The organism is Myroides gitamensis (genome assembly GCF_029894455.1).
Classification (GTDB): Bacteria; Bacteroidota; Bacteroidia; order Flavobacteriales; family Flavobacteriaceae; genus Flavobacterium; species Flavobacterium odoratum.
Genome location: NZ_JARYHN010000001.1, coordinates 1,437,122 through 1,454,980, shown reverse-complemented (window position 1 = coordinate 1,454,980; position 17,859 = coordinate 1,437,122). Strand labels below are relative to the sequence as shown.

The following is a 17,859-nucleotide window of genomic DNA, read 5'->3' as shown; positions in this document are numbered from 1 at the left end:
TCAGTTGAAATGAATTAACTGAGATTTATGCGTCAAAAAAGTTGAAAGATTTTATCATACATAATCAAAAAGCTTGGGATAATCAAGCGAAGGCTAATGTAGCTTGGTCACAGCCTGTTACTAGTGAGCAAGTAGAAAATGCCAAAAAGGGAATATGGGAGTTGTATATATTGCCAACCCCAATAGACAAAGATTGGATTGGCGATATAAAAGGAAAAAAAGTATTGTGTCTCGCGTCTGCAGGAGGACAGCAAGGACCTATATTAGCAGCTTTAGGTGCAGAAGTTGTGGTATATGACTTATCAGAAGAACAGCTGAATAAAGATCAAATGGTGGCGCAACGAGATGACTTAAATCTGCGTATTGTACAAGGAGATATGTGTGATTTATCTTTGTTTGAGGACGCGTATTTTGATCTAATTGTACACCCTATCTCGAATTTATACGTTGATGATGTCAACAAAGTTTGGAAGGAATGCCATCGGGTACTAAAAGTAGGTGGAAAGCTCATCAGTAGTTTTTACAATCCTATTGTTTTTGTAGAAGATAGAAACGCTGAATTAAAAGAAAAAGGATTAATCCGCCCGCGTTTCACCATTCCTTATGCGGATCGTGTGGATTTAACTCCAGAAGAATTACAGCAAAAAATGGATAGAGGAGAAGCCTTGGTGTTTGGTCATAGCTTGAAAGATTTAATCGGAGGACAAACACGCGCTGGTTTTGCCATTACAGCATACGATGAAGCATGGCAACCCAATCCTCGTTTCACCATAGACCCTTTTATTCCAACCTTTATTGGAACACAAAGTGTAAAATTATAAAACTCATAGTCTTGAATATATGGAAAAAAAACGTACGTGGTTAGGAATAGATACAATTTCGGTTGAGCATCTGACCTGTATTGAAAAAGAAGGTAGCTATCATTGTAAAGGAGAGCTCGTAGGAAATAAAAATAATCGCATCTATGGGGTGGAATACCAAATAGTAGCTACTTCCAATTGGGAAACTAGATTTTTTGATATTCGCTGCCAAGAAGGACATCGCTATTATCAATTAAGCGGGCATAAACTGAATGAACAATGGATGTTGGATGAACAAGAATATCCTCATTTAAAAGAATGCTTGGATATTGATATTTCAGTTACTCCTTTTACAAACACATTGCCTATTAATCGATTAAAGCTCAATATCGGTGAGTCAAAAACAATTCCGGTATTGTATATTAATCCTTTAGAGGAAAATTTTACAATGATACAACAACAGTACACTAAATTGTCTGACAATACCTATCATTATAAAAATATTTGGAGTGATTTTGAAGCTACCATTACAGTTGATCAAGATGGTTTAGTTGTGGATTATCCAGGTCTTTTTAAAACCGTTTAACCTAGTCAAAGTATAGCGTGTACAACTTGTCTTGTATCCGTATTTAGTATAGCAAAGAGCATTGATGATTCAATGCTCTTTTTTTATGCTAGAAGCGAAGGAAAAATACCAGCACTTGTTTTCTTCTTTTAGTGAGTTCATTTTTTTGAAATAGTTCATTTTTGTTAAGTGTTTTGGGTTTGTGATATTATTTTTAACAGAATGAATTAAAATGTTGATTTATTTTCAGATAGTTTTATAATATTCTTTAAATGTAGATCCTATTTAATAGACTGATAGCATTAGCATACAATTTCAAATAAAAGAATCTTTCTGTATAGGCAATCGTATTTTGAAAGTCACAAAAATGAGAATATCAAGGTGATAATAAAAAGAATGGATAAAAGTGATGGACAATGGATAAATATAGAATTACTGATGAATCCATAGATTATAATGGGCATAAACTGTGGCGTATCGAATGTTTGCGAACGCATAAGAAAGGAGGTTGGATTCAAAATGAAACGAATTTGAGTCAATCTGGTGAAGCGTGGATTGCTGACAACGCCAAAGTGTATGGAGACGCATCAATTTCTGATAATGCAAAAGTGAGTGGAAATGCCGAAGTATTCGGAGCTGCAAAAATTACAGCAGATGCACAAGTATATGATAATGCCATCGTTTCTGATTATGCTGTTGTAACGGCTTATGCGCAAGTATATGATAATGCCACAGTAGAAGACTCTGCCCAGATTTATGGACATGCCACCATTTCGGGACATGCTCTTGTAGCTGCTTACGCACAAGTGTATGATTATGCTTCAGTTGAAGGTTGTGCACAGGTATATGATAATGTGCAAGTATACGGTCATGCCAAAGTAAAAGACTACGCTCATATTTTTAAAGAAGCTCGAATTAAAAGGCATACAGTTGTATTAAATAATGATCGAGTAAGTGAGAATTTATATAATTGGGAAGATATCAATGAGTTATCTTTTTTGCAAATCAGCGATGTGAATAACAATAAAATAGTAGAACTCTATGCGAATGGTCGACATCAAGTCGCGGTCAAGGTTAGCTTTGAAGCAAAAGATCGAAATAAGAATGTAATTAAAATATCGGAGAAGGAAATTTTTGAAAATATTGAATTCGTAGATGAAGAAAATAGGCCCATTCTGAATGGAATAACCTATTCTGATACTCCAAGTATCTATGTTTATCCACTGTTAGATAAAACAAGAACAAAAAATAAGGAAACAAAATCAACAGCCTTGTTTTATTTCTCCATTGATCGTGTGATTAATGTATTTAAACTATGTGTGAAATGCAAAATTAAGCAGTGGTCTATAGCGAATGGCATGGAAAAAACAAAACGAATAGAATATGCCACTGCAATTGAAAATAACAACGATCTAATGCAAGAAGATTTTTTGACTGTGCAAGTTGTTCCCAAACGACAGTTTACTCAATCCAATCTCGCTGTACAAATTTTTACTGAAGTGGATGTTAATGGAATACCGAATTCTATTTTGACAAAATACTATGTTCAATTTGATCCACTTGATGGTATCCTAACCCGTCAGGCGTCTTGTATTGAGAAGAATTGGTTTCATTATAGACAGGTGGGAATCTATAAAGGATGTAGTGTTTCTACAGATAGTTCATTTGTGAAAAATGATACGGCTTTCTTTACCATGAAGTTTGAATATACCTCCAGTAAATATAAAGTAATAACCTCCAAAAATCACGAGGCGGATGGCCTTTGTTTTTGGGTATATCAACTATGGGAAGGTCTACTGTGGTCCTATTATGAAGGGGGAGGTGAAATGTATTTTTTACTGTATGATCAATATGGTAATGAAGCCAACCTAAAAGCACAAGTAACAGTAGATGGACAATTGGATTTTCATGTACGATTGCAAGAAGTAAACCAAGAATAACTAAAATTAAATTTGCTATGAGTCATTTTTATTCACAAAGCCAAAACTTGGTAAGTACAATGCATACAGGTATCGATCCTAGAACTGGGGCATTTTCTTTGCGCATTCCTATAGCTTTGGTTAACAGTAATCAAGGAAAAGGCCCTATCATGAATCTTACCTTGCATCATCAAACGCGAAATACACAACAGCATGGGTTGGGCCTTGGATTTAGTTTTTCCTTCACAACCTATGATCAAGAAAATAAAATATTGAAACTAGCCACAGGAGAGCAATATCAAATGGAGGACCAGGATGTGTTTTTTGAAGTGAAGCAAAGTAAGCAAACTAGTTTTGTATTTGAACGATTAACCGATTGTTATAAAATTACGTATGAAACCGGATGGATTGAAATACTAGATAGTCCTGCTTCAGATAAGAAGATTAAAAACACGCTGCGAATAGAGAACCAACAAGGGTATTTTGTTGTGTTGAAATGGGCGTTGAACAAAGCTAATTATTTAGTAGAAATAGCAGATGAACAGACAAAATTAGTTCAAATTGATTATGTGGATGTACTTCATCCTATTATTATCCTATTACCAGATACAGTTGAAGAGGACAAGTTCGAATTAACCTTAGTGAATGATTATCTAGTGGCGATGAAACAAGAGACCACAGAAGGCATGTGGTTTTTTGATTATACAACCGCTGGATTACTTCAGCATATAGAACATCCAACAGGTGTCATAGAGACGATTGAATATCAATCTGAATACCTTCGTTTTCCTCAAGATGTGTATACCGCTTTACCTGTTGCTACTCATCATATAATCACGTCAAAAAGGAATCAACTTCGTTCAGTTTCATCCTTTACTTATACAAAAAACAATTTTTTGGGATTCTCTAGTGGAGTAGACTTTCAATGTAATCGAGATAATCTATATGAGGTGTTGAAGGCTTATCGATACGGATCAGTTGAAACACAGATATTGGAGCATGGCGTGATAGAAACACAGCGATTATATAATAATTATCATCTTCTTGTAAGCGAGATTATTTCTTTCCATTCGCTTAATGGATTAACAAGTATACAGACAGAGTTAGAATATTATGATTTAGTAGGTTTGCCTTTCGCTCGACAAATGAATGAGTTTCAAATGTTAAAACGAAAAACCATCACTTGGAAGGATAATCAAAAGGAGGTAAAGCAAGAAATTTCTCACTTTGAATTCGACTCACAAGGGAATTTACTATTCGAAATTCTCCCCAAAGGTATCGCTATTGCTTAAGTCGTTTTAAATCAATAAGCCAAAATAGGACTGAATGGATATAAAAACTATCCCATATCTTAAAGAAGGCAATAAAATAGAATGCGATTGATTTGATACGCATGAATCTACTTACACTTCAAGTAGAAGAGAAATTCCAAAATGAAATCACAGCCCACTTATCAAGAAAAGAAAACTCCTAATAATCTCAATAGGGAGACAACGATTGATACCCTATGTTTTTTACTATTTCTAGCTGCTGATACTTAGAAATCACGGAGAAAAAAAAGCGTGTTCTATTTTGATAAAATAAATTCTGTTTTTTTTAAAAAGTGCGATTTTGTTAACATAATGTAGTTTTTGATCGCTGATTTAACTTCTTTATTGAGATTCTGGTTGATAATCACACTAGTTTTATCTAAGTCATTTTTTTAAATAAAGTGACTAATAATCAAATGAATGAAAGAGTAGAATCTAAATTTTAAAAAAAGGAAAAAAGTTCCATTATATGAATTCGGAAATAAATAAAAAAGAAATCCAAAGAAATAGAATCCAAGAAATTTAAAAAAAATAAGAGTATGAAAAAGTACAAACTGACGGATGAGTCTATGAATTATAGAGGGCGTACCCTCTGGCGTATCGAAGATATAGCAAGTGGTGAAAAAGGAGGGTGGATTGAAAGTGAATCCAATTTAAGTCACACAGGAAGATGTATGATTCTAGATGAAGCAAAGGTGTATGGAAATGCAAAAGTATATGATAATGCTATAATAAGCGGTTTTTCAAATGTATATGATGAGGCCGAAGTGTTTGGTAATGCGGTTGTTTCAGCGTATGTCAGTGTTTTTGATCAGGCTAAAATCTATGGAAATGCGGAAGTAACAAATGATGCTGTTGTGAAAAATAAGGCTCAAGTACTTGGTTATGCTCAAGTTGAACGATTCGCTGAAATAATGGGACATGCAGTTGTCTATGGGCATGCTAAAATTAGTGGAAATGCAGAAATTCAAGATTATGCACGTGTTTATGGATATAGCCAAGTTTTAAATAGTGCAGTTGTAAAAGATAAGGGATTAGTTCACGGTCATGTTATTGTGAAGAATTCTACTATTGTTGAAGGAGAAGAAGAACTTTTTGATGGACAATATACGTGGGATGATATCAATACATTTTCAAAGTTGAGGCTATACATTCAAGATGGAATTAGTGGTGATTATGCCAGGCTGTATGCGAACGGTAGACATCAAGTACAAGTTGAGGTAATACTTGAAGCTAAAGATGAAGAGGCTAGATATATTCAAATCCCTGAAACTGAAATTCTCCAAAATATAGTGTTCGTCAATTATAGGAATGATCCTTTTGATAATCGATTTCAGTATAGTGATTCACCTGGTGAATATTGTGCTAGTCGATTACTACAGGATGACTTGAGTTCACGCATTGTAGAAAGTTCTTCTGCATCCGTTTATTTCTCCACAGTAGAGCCAATGGGAGAAACTGTAGTTTGCGTTAGTTGTTTGATTACTAGAGTTAAAAATGGGGTAGTTACAGTAGAAGAATATTCTACAGCATTAGAAAATAATAGTAGAAGACCTATGCCTGATTCCGTGACTTTACAAGTTGTTCCACAATACATCTTTTCAAATGAGGATATCGAAGTCGTTGAAAGTAAGGAGGAAGATTCTACTTATACCTTGAGAGCTAACTATGTGCGATTCCATACAAACGGTATACATCGATTGCGTAATGGAGAATGCATAGACGATACAAGTTTTTATTATAGTAAAGTCCAAAAGCTTGGCAAAGTAATATATTATTCAGCGTGCTCTACAGATAGTTTGGTTGAAGTGAATGATGATTTGTTCACTACTACATTTGATAAATGGATAGGGGAAAAGTTTACTGTTACTAGTCGAAATCATGAATATACAGGATTATGCTTTTGGGTTTTTCAATCGACGATAAAAAAAGGGGCGACTATTTTTCGTAATTATCCAATGTTTTGTTCTCTTTTTGATATCTATGGGAATGAGGCAAAATTAAGTATTCAAATTTCAAGGATAGACAGAACAACATTAGAGGTTAACGTGATATAAGTAGTATCACATTTAATAATTGTTACACAATAGAAGAATAAAGAAAAATGAAAAAGTACAACATAACAGAAGAGTCAATGACGTATAAAGGGTGCGTTTTGTGGCGTATACAACATATAGCAACACAAGAAAAAGGGGGATGGATTCAAGAGGAACAGAATTTGAGTCAAGAAGGAGGAGCTTGGATTGCTGAAGAGGCAAAAGTATATGGGGAAGCTTGTGTATCAGATGATGCCTGTATTAGTGGAAACGCAGAAATATTTGGAAGCGCACAAATTAGAGAAACAGGCCAAGTCTATGGGGAGGCTAAGGGTTTATGATGAAGCTATTGTGGAGGGCGTAGCGCTTGTATATGATCGAGCAGAAGTTTGTGGTAAAGCAATTATTCAAGGGGCTGCAGAGATTTATGGAGATGCTTGTATTAGGGGAGAACGAATTTTTACAGGGAATCAACGTGTAGTTGAAAGAGAATATACCTGGGAGGATGTCAATTCCATTCAATCTTTAAAGATTGTGTTTAGTGGAGGACAACGAGAAAATAGGCTCTATGCGAATGGAAGACACCAAGTAGGTGTACATGTTAATCTAGTAGCGAAAGACAAGGATAACAAAATTTTAATACTAGCTGAAGATGAGGTTTTTAAACATATGGAATTTGTCAATATGCTGAATAGACCGTATGGGAATGATCTCAAAGTAAGTGCTGAGCCGGGTGAATATGTCCTTCCTATTGAAAGAATACAAGAGAAAGCACCTAATGCTAGTCTTGGTGTTTTTTATTTGTCAACAACTAAACAATTTGTCGTTGAAAATGTCTGCGTGAGATGTGTAGTAGATCAAAAAATAGACCCTTTCGGAAATCCTGTAGAGAAAAAGGTTGAATATACAACCGCAAAAGAAAATAATAATGGAAACACCACACCCAATTATATTATTTTATCTGTGTTGCCTCCACGTGCTTTTGATTTACATGATATTGATATTCAGACCATCGAATTAAAAAAAGCAGATAACTATAACTCAATCCTCACAAAACATTATATACGATTTAAAGATACAGCTAACGCTTCTATCCATCATGCAGAGTGTGAAGAAAGTCTGTGGTTTCACTATAAACAAAAAGGTAATTATAAGGCATTTTCCACAACAACAGATAGTAAAACAAAAACAGATCCTAGCGCTCTATATACTGCAGTTTTTGCTATTACAAAAAATTGGACTATAGAAGTAACTTCAACAAATCACGATATGCCTGGTCTTTGTTTGTGGACCTATCGCGTATGGCATGGTGCGCTTTGGAGTAATACTGCATGGAACAAACCGATGCAATTTTCTCTTTTTGATCCCTATGGTAATGATGTTAAAATCAGGGTAGAAACATTAGATAACGCAGTTTTGAAATTTAATATAGTAAAATAGGATAAAGTAGTAACGAATTAAAAAAAATATAATTATGGCAAATAAATATCAACTTACAGAGGAATCTATGGATTACAAAGGGCATACCCTTTGGCGCATACAAAATATGATAACAGGTGAAATGGGAGGCTGGTTAGAAGGTTACAATAACTTGAGTCAAGAAGAAGGTTGTATGGTTTGGGAAGAAGCTAAAGTATATGGAAATGCTTTTATTGATAACGAAGCTACAATTAGTGGAAATGCAACTATTTCCGATAATGCAACAGTAAGTGGTCATGTCTCTGTTCTAGGTAATGCGGAAGTATATGGGGATGCTATATTATCAGGATTTTGTTCCATAATAGGATCCGCTAAAGTATATGGTCATGCTTTAGTTCAAGATTATGCAATAATAGATAGGAATGCGGAAGTATATGACGAGGCTAGAGTTGGGAATACTACAATAGTTACGGATAATACTCAAGTATATGGAAAGGCCAAAATACAAGGTATGGCATCAATAAGAGGTCAAGCCAAAGTGTATGAAAATGCTATTGTTAGAGATCGTGCAATTGTATTTGAAAATGCACAAGTATACGGAAACGCTAAAGTAGGAGGTAGTACTTTTATTATGGGAAATGCTCAAATTCATGGAAATGCGATCATCAAGGGAAATGAAATAATTGGTGGGGATGCAGATATCTATGAATACAATTATACGTGGGAGGATATAGCTTCAATAACATCTTTGAAAATATACGCTAATAGCCAAAACCATGTAAAGCAAGAAAGTATTTATGCTAATGGAAATCAGCAAGTTGAAATTGAGGTTATATTGGAAGCAATAGATGAAGATGGAAATAGTTTTCAACTGGATGAACAAGAAATTTACAATCACATGCAGTTTGTGGATCATGAAAATATTCCCTTTGGTAATCGATTTGAATACAGTGATGAAGCTGGTGAATATGCTATTTCGACTCGACAACACAGTTCTACTTTTACAGCGGATGGAACAAGCTCTAGAGGGCTTTTTTATCTTGCTACAGAAGAAGAAATGGGGGAAATAAAACTATGCGTGAGTTGTGTGATTTATGTAGTTATTCAAGGTGTACCAACTGAAGTAGAATATACAACAGCCGTGTTAAACAATAATGGCAATGTAGATCCTGATTATGTAGTATTAAAAGTGTTGGATAAACGCGTTTTTACTTTACAAGACATTCGTATCAACACCATTGAATTGGTTAAACCAGACTCATATAATTCGCTCTTGATGAAATACTACATTGATTTTTCAGATAATAGTGGTGCTACAATTAGCCAAGTAGAAAATACGGATGACAATTGGTTCCATTATAAACAGAAAGGAAACTACAAGGCCTTTGCAACAACAACAGATAGTGCGGTAGAAAAAGCAGATTCAGGAGCTTTATTTACTGCAGTATTTGGTATTACTAATAATTGGACTATCACTGTAACGTCAACAAATCACGATATGCCTGGTCTTTGTTTGTGGACCTACCGTGTATGGCATGGAGCACTATGGAGTTTCTATGAATGGAATGAGCCTTTGTTCTTTAAGCTATATGACCAATATGGAAATGATGTTAAAATAGAAGTAATAGCATTGAATGATGCAGTTTTGCAATTTGAAGTGGTATAAAAGACAAGTGTAATAAGTAAAAAATAAAAATATGGCAAGTAAATACAGACTTACAGATGAATCAATGATTCACAATGGACATACACTTTGGCGTATTGTTGAGAATAGTACAGGATTAAAAGGAGGATGGATTGAAAAGGAACAGAATCTAAGTAATTATGGAAATTGTATGATTTGGGGAGAAGCAAAAGTATATGGAAATGCTGTTATTTCAAATAATGCAATTATTAGGGATCAAGCAGAGGTATATGATGATGCAAAAGTAAGTGATAATGCTAAAATTTATGGAAATGCTAGAGTTAGTCTGAGAAGTATAATAGTAGACGATGCACAAGTAGCTGGATATGTTTTGCTATGTGATGAGGTAATGGTTACAGATTATGCTATCATTCAAGGTAGAGTAAGTCTAAAAGGGAATAGTAAAGTATATGATGAAGCAAAATTATTTGATAGTGCTACGGTCTCTGATTTTGCTGAAGTATATGGCAAAGCTCAAGTATATGGATCTGCAGTTATTCAAGGGGATGTAAAAGTATATGATAATGCTCGTGTATGTGAGTCCATTTTTTTAACCGGAAATACAACAATATATGGTAATGCTTTTGTTGGTGGTTATGGGACTATAAATTCGAATTGTAAAATATACGATGATGCCCGAATTAAAGGAGTGGTTTTGCTAGGACACTTTGCTCAAGTGTATGGAAATGCTCAATTAATTGGTAATATAACAATGCTTAATAATGCGGAAGTATTTGATCAGGCAGTGCTTCAAGGAACCGTTTTTGTGGTAGATAATGCTCAGGTATTTGGAGATGCTCAAGTGGATGGTGATATGGTCGTTATTAAAAATAATGGACGTCTTTATGGCAAAGCAAAAGTTTGTGATTTTGCAGGTGTATATGGTAATGCTCAGGTATATGGCCAAGCTACGATTCAAAATTACGCCCAAGTATTTGAAGAAGCCAAGGTATATGATCAGGCGGTTGTAAAAGATTATGCGTGGGTATATGGGCATGCAGTTGTTGATGGTACTACCATAGTAAAAAATAGTGAACATGTATTTGATTAGTGCTCTTTTAATAGGAAGATTCGACGAAGAACAATGGTAAAATATACATTCATTAAGTATAAAATGGCCTAATCAGACAGTCTTATCAAGGGAAAAGAAAATTAATAGTTCGCTTATTATTATTTGATTAATAACATACTAAAATATAATGTTATGAAGGATTTTTTTACACAAAGTCAGAATTTCATTGGTTCACAACAAACGGGAATCGATCCAAGAACGGGTGCTTTTACGCTAAATTTACCTTTAGCTACTCTCAATGCGAATTACGGTATGGGTCCTGAGGTCTCCTTGTCTTTAGCAAGTAGTTCATTAAATCAGGCGGATGAGGGTTTTGGTATTGGCTTTGGCCTTCCTTTTACCACCTATGACTATCAAAATCAACTGCTTCGACTCTCCACGGGTGAGCAGTATTTAGTGGAGGAAGATAGCGATGATTATCAAGGCGAACTTGTTGTGAAACAAAAGAAGTTAAACAACTTTATCTTTGAGCGCTTTAATGGGGATGATGATCAAGAAGGGTATTATAAAGTAACCTATAAATCGGGATTAGTTGAGATTTTAGATAGCCCATCTTCCTCTTATTCGATCAAGAATACGGTGAGTATTCAGACGTACGAAGGTCATGCGGTTTACTTGAAATGGATGGGGGACAATGCTCGTTTAATTTCTATTGCTGATGATCACCATACTTTAGTAGAGATTAGTTACTTTGATCTTAATGCTCCTGTTGTTTCCGTTTTCCCTGGAGAGGAAGAAGCCTACGAGATCCAATTTACCCTTGGCAATGGTAAATTGGAAGAAGTGAAACAAGTGCAAGAAAACTACACTTGGTTTCTCTACTACACAGCGCAGGGATTCATCAAGGAGATCAAACACCCCACAGGACTCATCGAAACGATTGATTATCAGTTTGACGTTTTTCGCTTTCCCGATAATGTATATCCAGCTTTACCCGCTGCTGTTAAACACAGACGTTCTCCAGGGAACGGACAACCCGATCTTGTTTCTAGTTTTAAATTTAATTATAGTTCGCAGAATAACTACTTAGGGTATCAGGAGGGGATTGGTGGAGTTGAATTTGAATCGAATCGCGATAATTTATATGCGGTGATGAGCAATTATTTCTATGATTCTGAGGAAGTACAAACGCAAGACAATTTGACTATTAAAACAGTACGCACGTATAATAATTTTCATTTAAATACCAGAGAATTAACAAGTTTTTATTTTGGTAATCAAACAAGGAGCATTCAGGTAGATTTGGAGTATTACGCCATTATCGGAATTCCCTTTGAGTATCAACCCAATAAGTTTCAATTGGTCAAAGAAAAGACCACGACCTGGCGAGATTCCAATGGAACCCGTCAAGAGGTTCACCTCACTGAGTTTGATACAGACGGGAATCCGACCTTGGAGATTCAACCCAACGGCAGTCAAACGACAATGACTTGGTACGATGCCGATGGAGAACGCGGTTGTCCGGCAGAACCCCATGGTTTTGTGCGCTTTTTAAAAGAAAGCATCACCATTCCCAATCAGGATGACTACGATACCCCCATTCAAATGGAATCCTATACCTATACTAATTTGGGAGATTCTGACTTGATTGTCGCCGAACAGTTGTCCAAATACAGCGATGATGAATTGCTACAAACGCGTTTTTTCGAGTATGAGCAGGATTCCAGTAGTTTGGATTATGGTCGTATGACTTTTATTCACGATAAATTATATGCCGATGGGGCGTATTCTACGGCTTATGATTCCTATCAAGCCTTTGAGTTTACCGTTGATGACGATGAAATCACACAAGAGACTATTTTTACCGGTCATGATGGCTGTGAGGCCGCTACTAGCACTACCTCTAGTGCTTTTACCCACCGCGTGTTGAGCCAGATTAGTGCACAAGGGGTTGTGAGCTCTTATAGCTATGATTCGATGGGTCGAATCTTGCGCTCCACTCAGGCGGAAGGTACGGCTTATGAAAGTTCTACATATTGGGAGTATGAGCTGACTTCTAGTGGCCCTGTTACGCATTATACCGATGCTTTGGACAATCAGGCGAAAGTGTATTTTGATGGCTTAGGACGCGAGCTGCGCAAATACGGCTTAGATCGCAAGGGAAGTGGTCAATGGGAAGAAATTCTCAGTCAGGATTACAATGCAGCGGGTCAATCCAGCCAAAAAACGGTTCGCGATGTACAAACCTCCAATAACCGAAAGGTTACTTATTCCATCCGCACCAACATCTCTTATGATGGTTGGGGGCAAATGATGATGCTTCAGTTTACCAATGGGATAAAAGCCCATCAAGAAGACAATCCCGTTTGGTTAACTTCTTCGCGCTGGCAAAGTGGAGGAAGCATGCGCAGCGGACAGTGGAAAAAAACGATGCACTACAAGAGTCAGCTCTTGGAAAAAGAAGAGCGCATCAATTTGCAAGGACAGGTTGTTGGAACTAAGTTGTACGCTTGGGATGGCTTGGGGCGTTTGCGAGAAGAAGTTGATGAACTAGGACATAGCGTAGAACGCACCTATGATGCTTATGGACGCGTACTCACCCAAACCCTGCAAGACGGAACAACGCTAGAATATACGTATGTTCCCTATTTAACAGGAAGTGAAATCGCTCGAATTGAGGTGAGCAGTTCTGATGGAAATTGGGTATTGGGCGAGCAAGAATTTGACAGTTTGGGTCGCTTGCTTGAGCAACAAACCGGTGGTCGCACCACCTCGTACGACTATGAGGATGCTTCCCCTGTTCCTTCTACCGTGACGCAACCCGATGGAACCACCATTGAGTACGCCTACATTGCGGAACTAGGCAATGCCATTACTCAAATTGAGGCGGATGATTTGACCCAGGCCTTTGAATACGATAGCACAACGGGTGCATTAATCGAATCGGCAGATGGAATGGCCTCCAATCAGAACTATTGGAACGACTACGGGTTACTTGAAACAGAAACGCTAACAGTCAATGGCGATGCTTATGATATGGATTACCAGTGGACCTTGAGAGGAGAACCCGCTTCGCATAGCGACATTACAGGCGCACAAACGCAGTATGAGCGCGATGAGCATGGCAGTGTGAGTCGCATTGTCGATCAGGATGTAACGGCTGATTTATTCTATGATGCCTTGGGACGCCTGGACAAGAAAATAGTAGAAGACAACCATTCCTACACTAAAATCGAAACGGAGTTTGAATACAATGAATTCGATCAGCCGTTGGTGGAAATCATCAAGGACAGCAAAGGCACACAATTGCGTTTAGAGCGAAGTTGGCTTTCCAATGGATTGCTAAACAGACAAGTAACTAAGTTAAACGGCAACAGCATTAAAGAAGAGGATTATGCCTATGACGTGCGCAATCGCCTGGTGGAATATAGCATCAGTGGGAGTGAATTTCCAAAGGATGGTTATGGACAGGCTTTTCGTAAACAAATATATGAATACGATGCGTTGAATAATTTACTAACGGTGGAAACCACACTGGAAAATTATCAGGTGGATGTGGCGGAATATCACTATGAGAATCATGCCGATCCGACACAGTTGACCAGTGTGACGCATTCCCATGGATCTTATCCTGCAACTATTGAATTGGAATACGACACCTGTGGACGCATGACAGTGGATGAAGCAGGTAGAAACCTGAGCTATGACGCTTTTGGACGACTTGTTGAACTAGAAGGGCCGCAAGATAGCACTTACCAATACAATGCAAATAATCAACTGGTCAATCAAACCGTAGCAGGAGATCAGAACTGCCAGCTGTATTACCGCGCAGGAGAACTGGTCAATCAAGTACTAGTGGAAGAGAATAAGAAAGTGCGTTGGATTAAAAGTGGAGCAACCTGCTTGGCGGTCAACGATGATCAGGATGTTACCTTAACGGCAAGTGGGCAGAATGAGAGCTTGTTGTGGTCGGTGAAAAACAGTGATTCCCAAGGAGAACTACACCAATATGGAGCGTACGGGCAGGGAGAAGCAGAAGAATATCTACCTGCTTTTAATGGGGAGCGAAAAGATCCAATCAGTGGGCATTACCACTTGGGTAATGGATATCGTTCGTATAGTCCAGTCTTGATGCGTTTTACTTGTCCCGATAGCATGAGTCCGTTTGGAGCAGGTGGAATTAACGCCTACGCCTATTGTGCTGGCGATCCGATTAACTTCATTGATCCTTCGGGGCACAGTGCCATGGGAACAGCGGGGTTGTTCTCTGGAGGGGTAATTTCGCAGGGATTGGCCCAATTAGGTGCAGTCGGAGGAATTGCCTTAGGGATTATTGGAATTGTTAGTGCTGTTGCAACCTTTGGTGCTTCTGTGGCTGGAATGGGCGTTGCGATGGCGAGTATATCCCTGACCCTTAGTTTAGCCGCAGAGGCAACAGGAATCGCTAGTATTGCTGTTGGTAATAACAACCCGGAGCTATCGGCTAAATTAGGTTGGGCTTCGCTGGGATTGGGAATTGCAGGTTCGGCAACGGGTATTACGGGCTATAAGAAAAAAACAGCGACTAGTAATATAACAAGGAATAGAGCAAATTCTGTATCTGAAGAGATACCTCTTCAAGGTTTAGGCAGGAGAGAAAGCCTCTCGGAAGCTTCTCCATTTCCACCACAACAAATTGAACAAGAAGATGTTAGTCTTCTACTCGATGGAGGAAAGCGATTCGGAGGAACTTATCTAAAAAATGGCAATCCTCTAGGAGAAAATAGCCTATTTGTAGTTGGACATGGTGAACAAAGAGGAGGAACTTTTACTACCGATAGAGATGTCACTTTTCTAGCTCCTCTAAATACAAATTTAAATAACGGATTAGTTCAGGACTATCTTGGAGGGGGGGCACATAATTTTAATTCAGTAACATATAGAGCAGGTTCAGAAGTTCCTAATTTGAGGTTATCGGGACCTGATTTTGGGACAGTATCTTCAAAAAGAACGATAGAACTGTATAAAAATAGATTACAATATAATTTTCCTCACACCTTTTTTGCAATTAATACTCCAATTCGGTATGTAAATCTAAAAGGTTTAGTGCGAGGATTCCCTAGGCAATATGAAAATGTGGTTGTTGCATGTTGTAGTAAATTTTATAGAAGACATAGCTTTTAAGGCAAGTTATAAATGAACTTTTTAAAGAATTATGTTGTTAATATTGCAAAAGAACAGTAAAAGAGATACAAGAGAATAAGTAAAAAGGACAACGTTTTGAGGGGAGAAAATTTAAAAATGAAGTAACTATGGCAACTAAGTACAACAAAACTGAAGAATCAATGATTCACAAAGGACATACGTTTATTAAAGAATGTATTTCTGCTCTATGGTGTAGCGTATTGTTGGAGGAATCTTTTGAATAGTGAAGAAATGAAAAAAGCGCATTGGATTTTCAATGCGCTTTTTTTGTATCAACTAACCTTAACTATTTCTTTTATGAAATCAATTATTTATGAAGCAAATATCGTATTTCATTGTGAATGATACATGAAGGCTAGGTTATGTTTATGTTGCTTTTTTATTCATTTGTTTGTTGTGAACAATCTAATCCTTAGTATAATAAAATTCTTTAAAGATTGATAAACAAAAAAGCAAAACTTAGGTTTACTTTCCAAAAAGATCCAAGATACTTTTCTTTTTCTCTGTGGAAGTTTCCGTTTTCTTCGTGTTGTCCTTCGTGTTTTTCTTGGTCGAAGTGGAATTAGAAGAAGTATTAGCCGTGTTATCTTGTTTGCCAAATACATCTTTTAATAAAGTAGTAGAACGAGAATTATCTTCGTTTCCTCTAATTTTATTTTCTTCTACAGCAATCATCGTAAATACCCCATCCATCGTTTTCTCCGTTACATAATTCGTCAAATTGGGATCAACAGGTGAAACTAAGGGTAAGCTATTGTATTTTGTAAAAATACCTTCCCAAACTTTCGTTGCACCAACTTGAGATAAAGACTCTTCAATTACAGGAGCAAATTTCCCTGCCAATTGTTTAGAAGTCTTTTCTTTTAAGTAGGTTGTAGCAGATGATTGACCTCCCAATAAGATGTTTTTTGCATCGTTAAATGTCAATTCTTTAATGGCTTGTACAAAGATAGGAGTAGCCTCTTTTACTGCGTCTTCCGCTGCTCTGTTTAGTAACTGTAAACCTTGATCTGCTACACTACCCATTCCCATAGAACGAAGTGTTTTATCTACTTTTTGTAACTCTTCTGGTAACATGATTTTTACCATTTCATTCTTAAAGAATCCATCAGGTTTTGCCAATTGACTTACTTGTTCTTGAATTCCTTTATCTAAAGCTTCTTTAAGCCCTTTTCCAATTTGATCTTGGGATAAATTTCCCAATACATTCCCCAATTTACTTTGTGCGTGAACCGTATAATTGGTTCCTAAAACACCTGCCAATAAGCATGCGCTTATTAAAATTCTTCTCATACCTTTTTTGTTTTGTTATTGAACTGATTTACTATAAATTAGCTGCTGTCTCTTCTTTAATTGCTCGAAGTAGAATATCCACTTTATTTTGGATTTTCAACGACTCATTGAGTAAGAGGTTTTGATACAACATCGCTGAAGTTGCTTCTGGCAATTTCGAGGTTTGTTGAATGGTTGTAATAAGGGCGTTTTTGGTATGCACAACAATAGCCCATAGTTCTGGTGAAACATAAAGCTGTTGCGTAACATTGTATTCATATTCCTGCTCTAAATGCTGAACCAACAAATGAGCATACGATTGGGTATCTGTACTTAAGGGTTGTACTCTCAAAATTAATTTCTTTAAATCGCTTCGCTCCGCATAAATCACTAGCCGTTCACAGGCTTGTAACTTAAGCGCCTTGGTGTCAATACCCGTCTCTTTATTAGAGAGCTGTGCAAGGATAAAACGATCTCTTTGGGCCTGTTTTTCTAAGATCTTCTGAAAAAATACATAAGCCAGTCCCGCTACAATTAGAGCCGGAAGTACATACTGAAGTGAAGTAAGTATAAAGTTGAGATTCATACAATATAAATTTGAACAAAAGTAAGAATTATTGTGAAAGATAAAAACGCTTTAATGCGAACAAAACTTGCT

At 36.9% G+C, this 17,859-nt stretch carries 12 protein-coding genes; 10 read left to right on the top strand and 2 right to left on the bottom strand.

Going from position 1 to position 17,859, the window contains the following annotated elements:
• The first annotated feature begins 41 nt into the window (after positions 1 to 41).
• The 10 genes from M2306_RS06270 (at position 42) to M2306_RS06225 (ending at position 15,908) form a co-directional block, all read left to right on the top strand.
• A complete protein-coding gene (locus tag M2306_RS06270) occupies positions 42 to 821 on the top strand; it encodes a class I SAM-dependent methyltransferase (RefSeq protein ID WP_259190219.1) in 780 nt (259 codons plus the stop codon).
• A 19-nt stretch (positions 822 to 840) separates the two neighbouring features.
• Positions 841 to 1,386, top strand: a complete 546-nt coding sequence (locus tag M2306_RS06265) for a putative glycolipid-binding domain-containing protein (protein ID WP_115090248.1) — start codon at positions 841 to 843, stop codon at positions 1,384 to 1,386.
• Positions 1,387 to 1,781: 395 nt separating this feature from the next.
• On the top strand, positions 1,782 to 3,305 hold the full coding sequence (locus M2306_RS06260; protein WP_259190221.1) for an LbetaH domain-containing protein: 1,524 nt from the start codon (positions 1,782 to 1,784) through the stop codon (positions 3,303 to 3,305).
• A 17-nt stretch (positions 3,306 to 3,322) separates the two neighbouring features.
• Complete coding sequence (locus M2306_RS06255) at positions 3,323 to 4,576, top strand: type IV secretion protein Rhs (protein ID WP_259190224.1); 1,254 nt, start codon at positions 3,323 to 3,325, stop codon at positions 4,574 to 4,576.
• Between the two features lie 557 nt (positions 4,577 to 5,133).
• Entirely contained in the window at positions 5,134 to 6,651 is a 1,518-nt protein-coding gene (locus M2306_RS06250) for a transferase (protein ID WP_259190227.1), read from the top strand.
• A gap of 47 nt (positions 6,652 to 6,698) precedes the next feature.
• The gene (locus tag M2306_RS06245) at positions 6,699 to 6,971 is read left to right on the top strand and encodes a hypothetical protein (RefSeq protein WP_498882794.1); all 273 of its coding nucleotides are present in this window, start codon (positions 6,699 to 6,701) and stop codon (positions 6,969 to 6,971) included.
• A complete protein-coding gene (locus M2306_RS06240) occupies positions 6,949 to 8,070 on the top strand; it encodes a hypothetical protein (RefSeq protein ID WP_498882793.1) in 1,122 nt (373 codons plus the stop codon). The genes M2306_RS06245 and M2306_RS06240 overlap by 23 nt, the downstream gene beginning before the upstream one ends.
• 34 nt (positions 8,071 to 8,104) lie before the next feature.
• Complete coding sequence (locus M2306_RS06235) at positions 8,105 to 9,715, top strand: LbetaH domain-containing protein (RefSeq protein WP_498882792.1); 1,611 nt, start codon at positions 8,105 to 8,107, stop codon at positions 9,713 to 9,715.
• Positions 9,716 to 9,746: 31 nt separating this feature from the next.
• A complete protein-coding gene (locus M2306_RS06230) occupies positions 9,747 to 10,784 on the top strand; it encodes an LbetaH domain-containing protein (RefSeq protein ID WP_259190236.1) in 1,038 nt (345 codons plus the stop codon).
• A 153-nt stretch (positions 10,785 to 10,937) separates the two neighbouring features.
• Positions 10,938 to 15,908, top strand: coding sequence for an RHS repeat domain-containing protein (locus M2306_RS06225; protein WP_498882791.1), 4,971 nt, complete (start codon positions 10,938 to 10,940; stop codon positions 15,906 to 15,908).
• A gap of 486 nt (positions 15,909 to 16,394) precedes the next feature.
• On the opposite strand, the gene M2306_RS06220 is transcribed toward M2306_RS06225, so the two are convergent.
• Together M2306_RS06220 and M2306_RS06215 are read right to left on the bottom strand one after the other, a co-directional pair.
• Positions 16,395 to 17,222, bottom strand: coding sequence for a DUF4197 domain-containing protein (locus M2306_RS06220; protein WP_115090252.1), 828 nt, complete (start codon positions 17,220 to 17,222; stop codon positions 16,395 to 16,397).
• Between the two features lie 31 nt (positions 17,223 to 17,253).
• Positions 17,254 to 17,787, bottom strand: a complete 534-nt coding sequence (locus tag M2306_RS06215) for a DUF7935 family protein (RefSeq protein ID WP_115090253.1) — start codon at positions 17,785 to 17,787, stop codon at positions 17,254 to 17,256.
• Between the last annotated feature and the right edge of the window lie 72 nt (positions 17,788 to 17,859).

Coding starts and splice junctions, on each gene's coding strand:
- M2306_RS06265 (WP_115090248.1), top strand. CDS start 841: ATGGAAAAAAAACGTACGTGGTTAGGAATAGATACAATTTCGGTTGAG.
- M2306_RS06260 (WP_259190221.1), top strand. CDS start 1,782: ATGGATAAATATAGAATTACTGATGAATCCATAGATTATAATGGGCAT.
- M2306_RS06255 (WP_259190224.1), top strand. CDS start 3,323: ATGAGTCATTTTTATTCACAAAGCCAAAACTTGGTAAGTACAATGCAT.
- M2306_RS06250 (WP_259190227.1), top strand. CDS start 5,134: ATGAAAAAGTACAAACTGACGGATGAGTCTATGAATTATAGAGGGCGT.
- M2306_RS06245 (WP_498882794.1), top strand. CDS start 6,699: ATGAAAAAGTACAACATAACAGAAGAGTCAATGACGTATAAAGGGTGC.
- M2306_RS06240 (WP_498882793.1), top strand. CDS start 6,949: ATGGGGAGGCTAAGGGTTTATGATGAAGCTATTGTGGAGGGCGTAGCG.
- M2306_RS06235 (WP_498882792.1), top strand. CDS start 8,105: ATGGCAAATAAATATCAACTTACAGAGGAATCTATGGATTACAAAGGG.
- M2306_RS06230 (WP_259190236.1), top strand. CDS start 9,747: ATGGCAAGTAAATACAGACTTACAGATGAATCAATGATTCACAATGGA.
- M2306_RS06225 (WP_498882791.1), top strand. CDS start 10,938: ATGAAGGATTTTTTTACACAAAGTCAGAATTTCATTGGTTCACAACAA.
- M2306_RS06220 (WP_115090252.1), bottom strand. CDS start 17,222: ATGAGAAGAATTTTAATAAGCGCATGCTTATTGGCAGGTGTTTTAGGA.
- M2306_RS06215 (WP_115090253.1), bottom strand. CDS start 17,787: ATGAATCTCAACTTTATACTTACTTCACTTCAGTATGTACTTCCGGCT.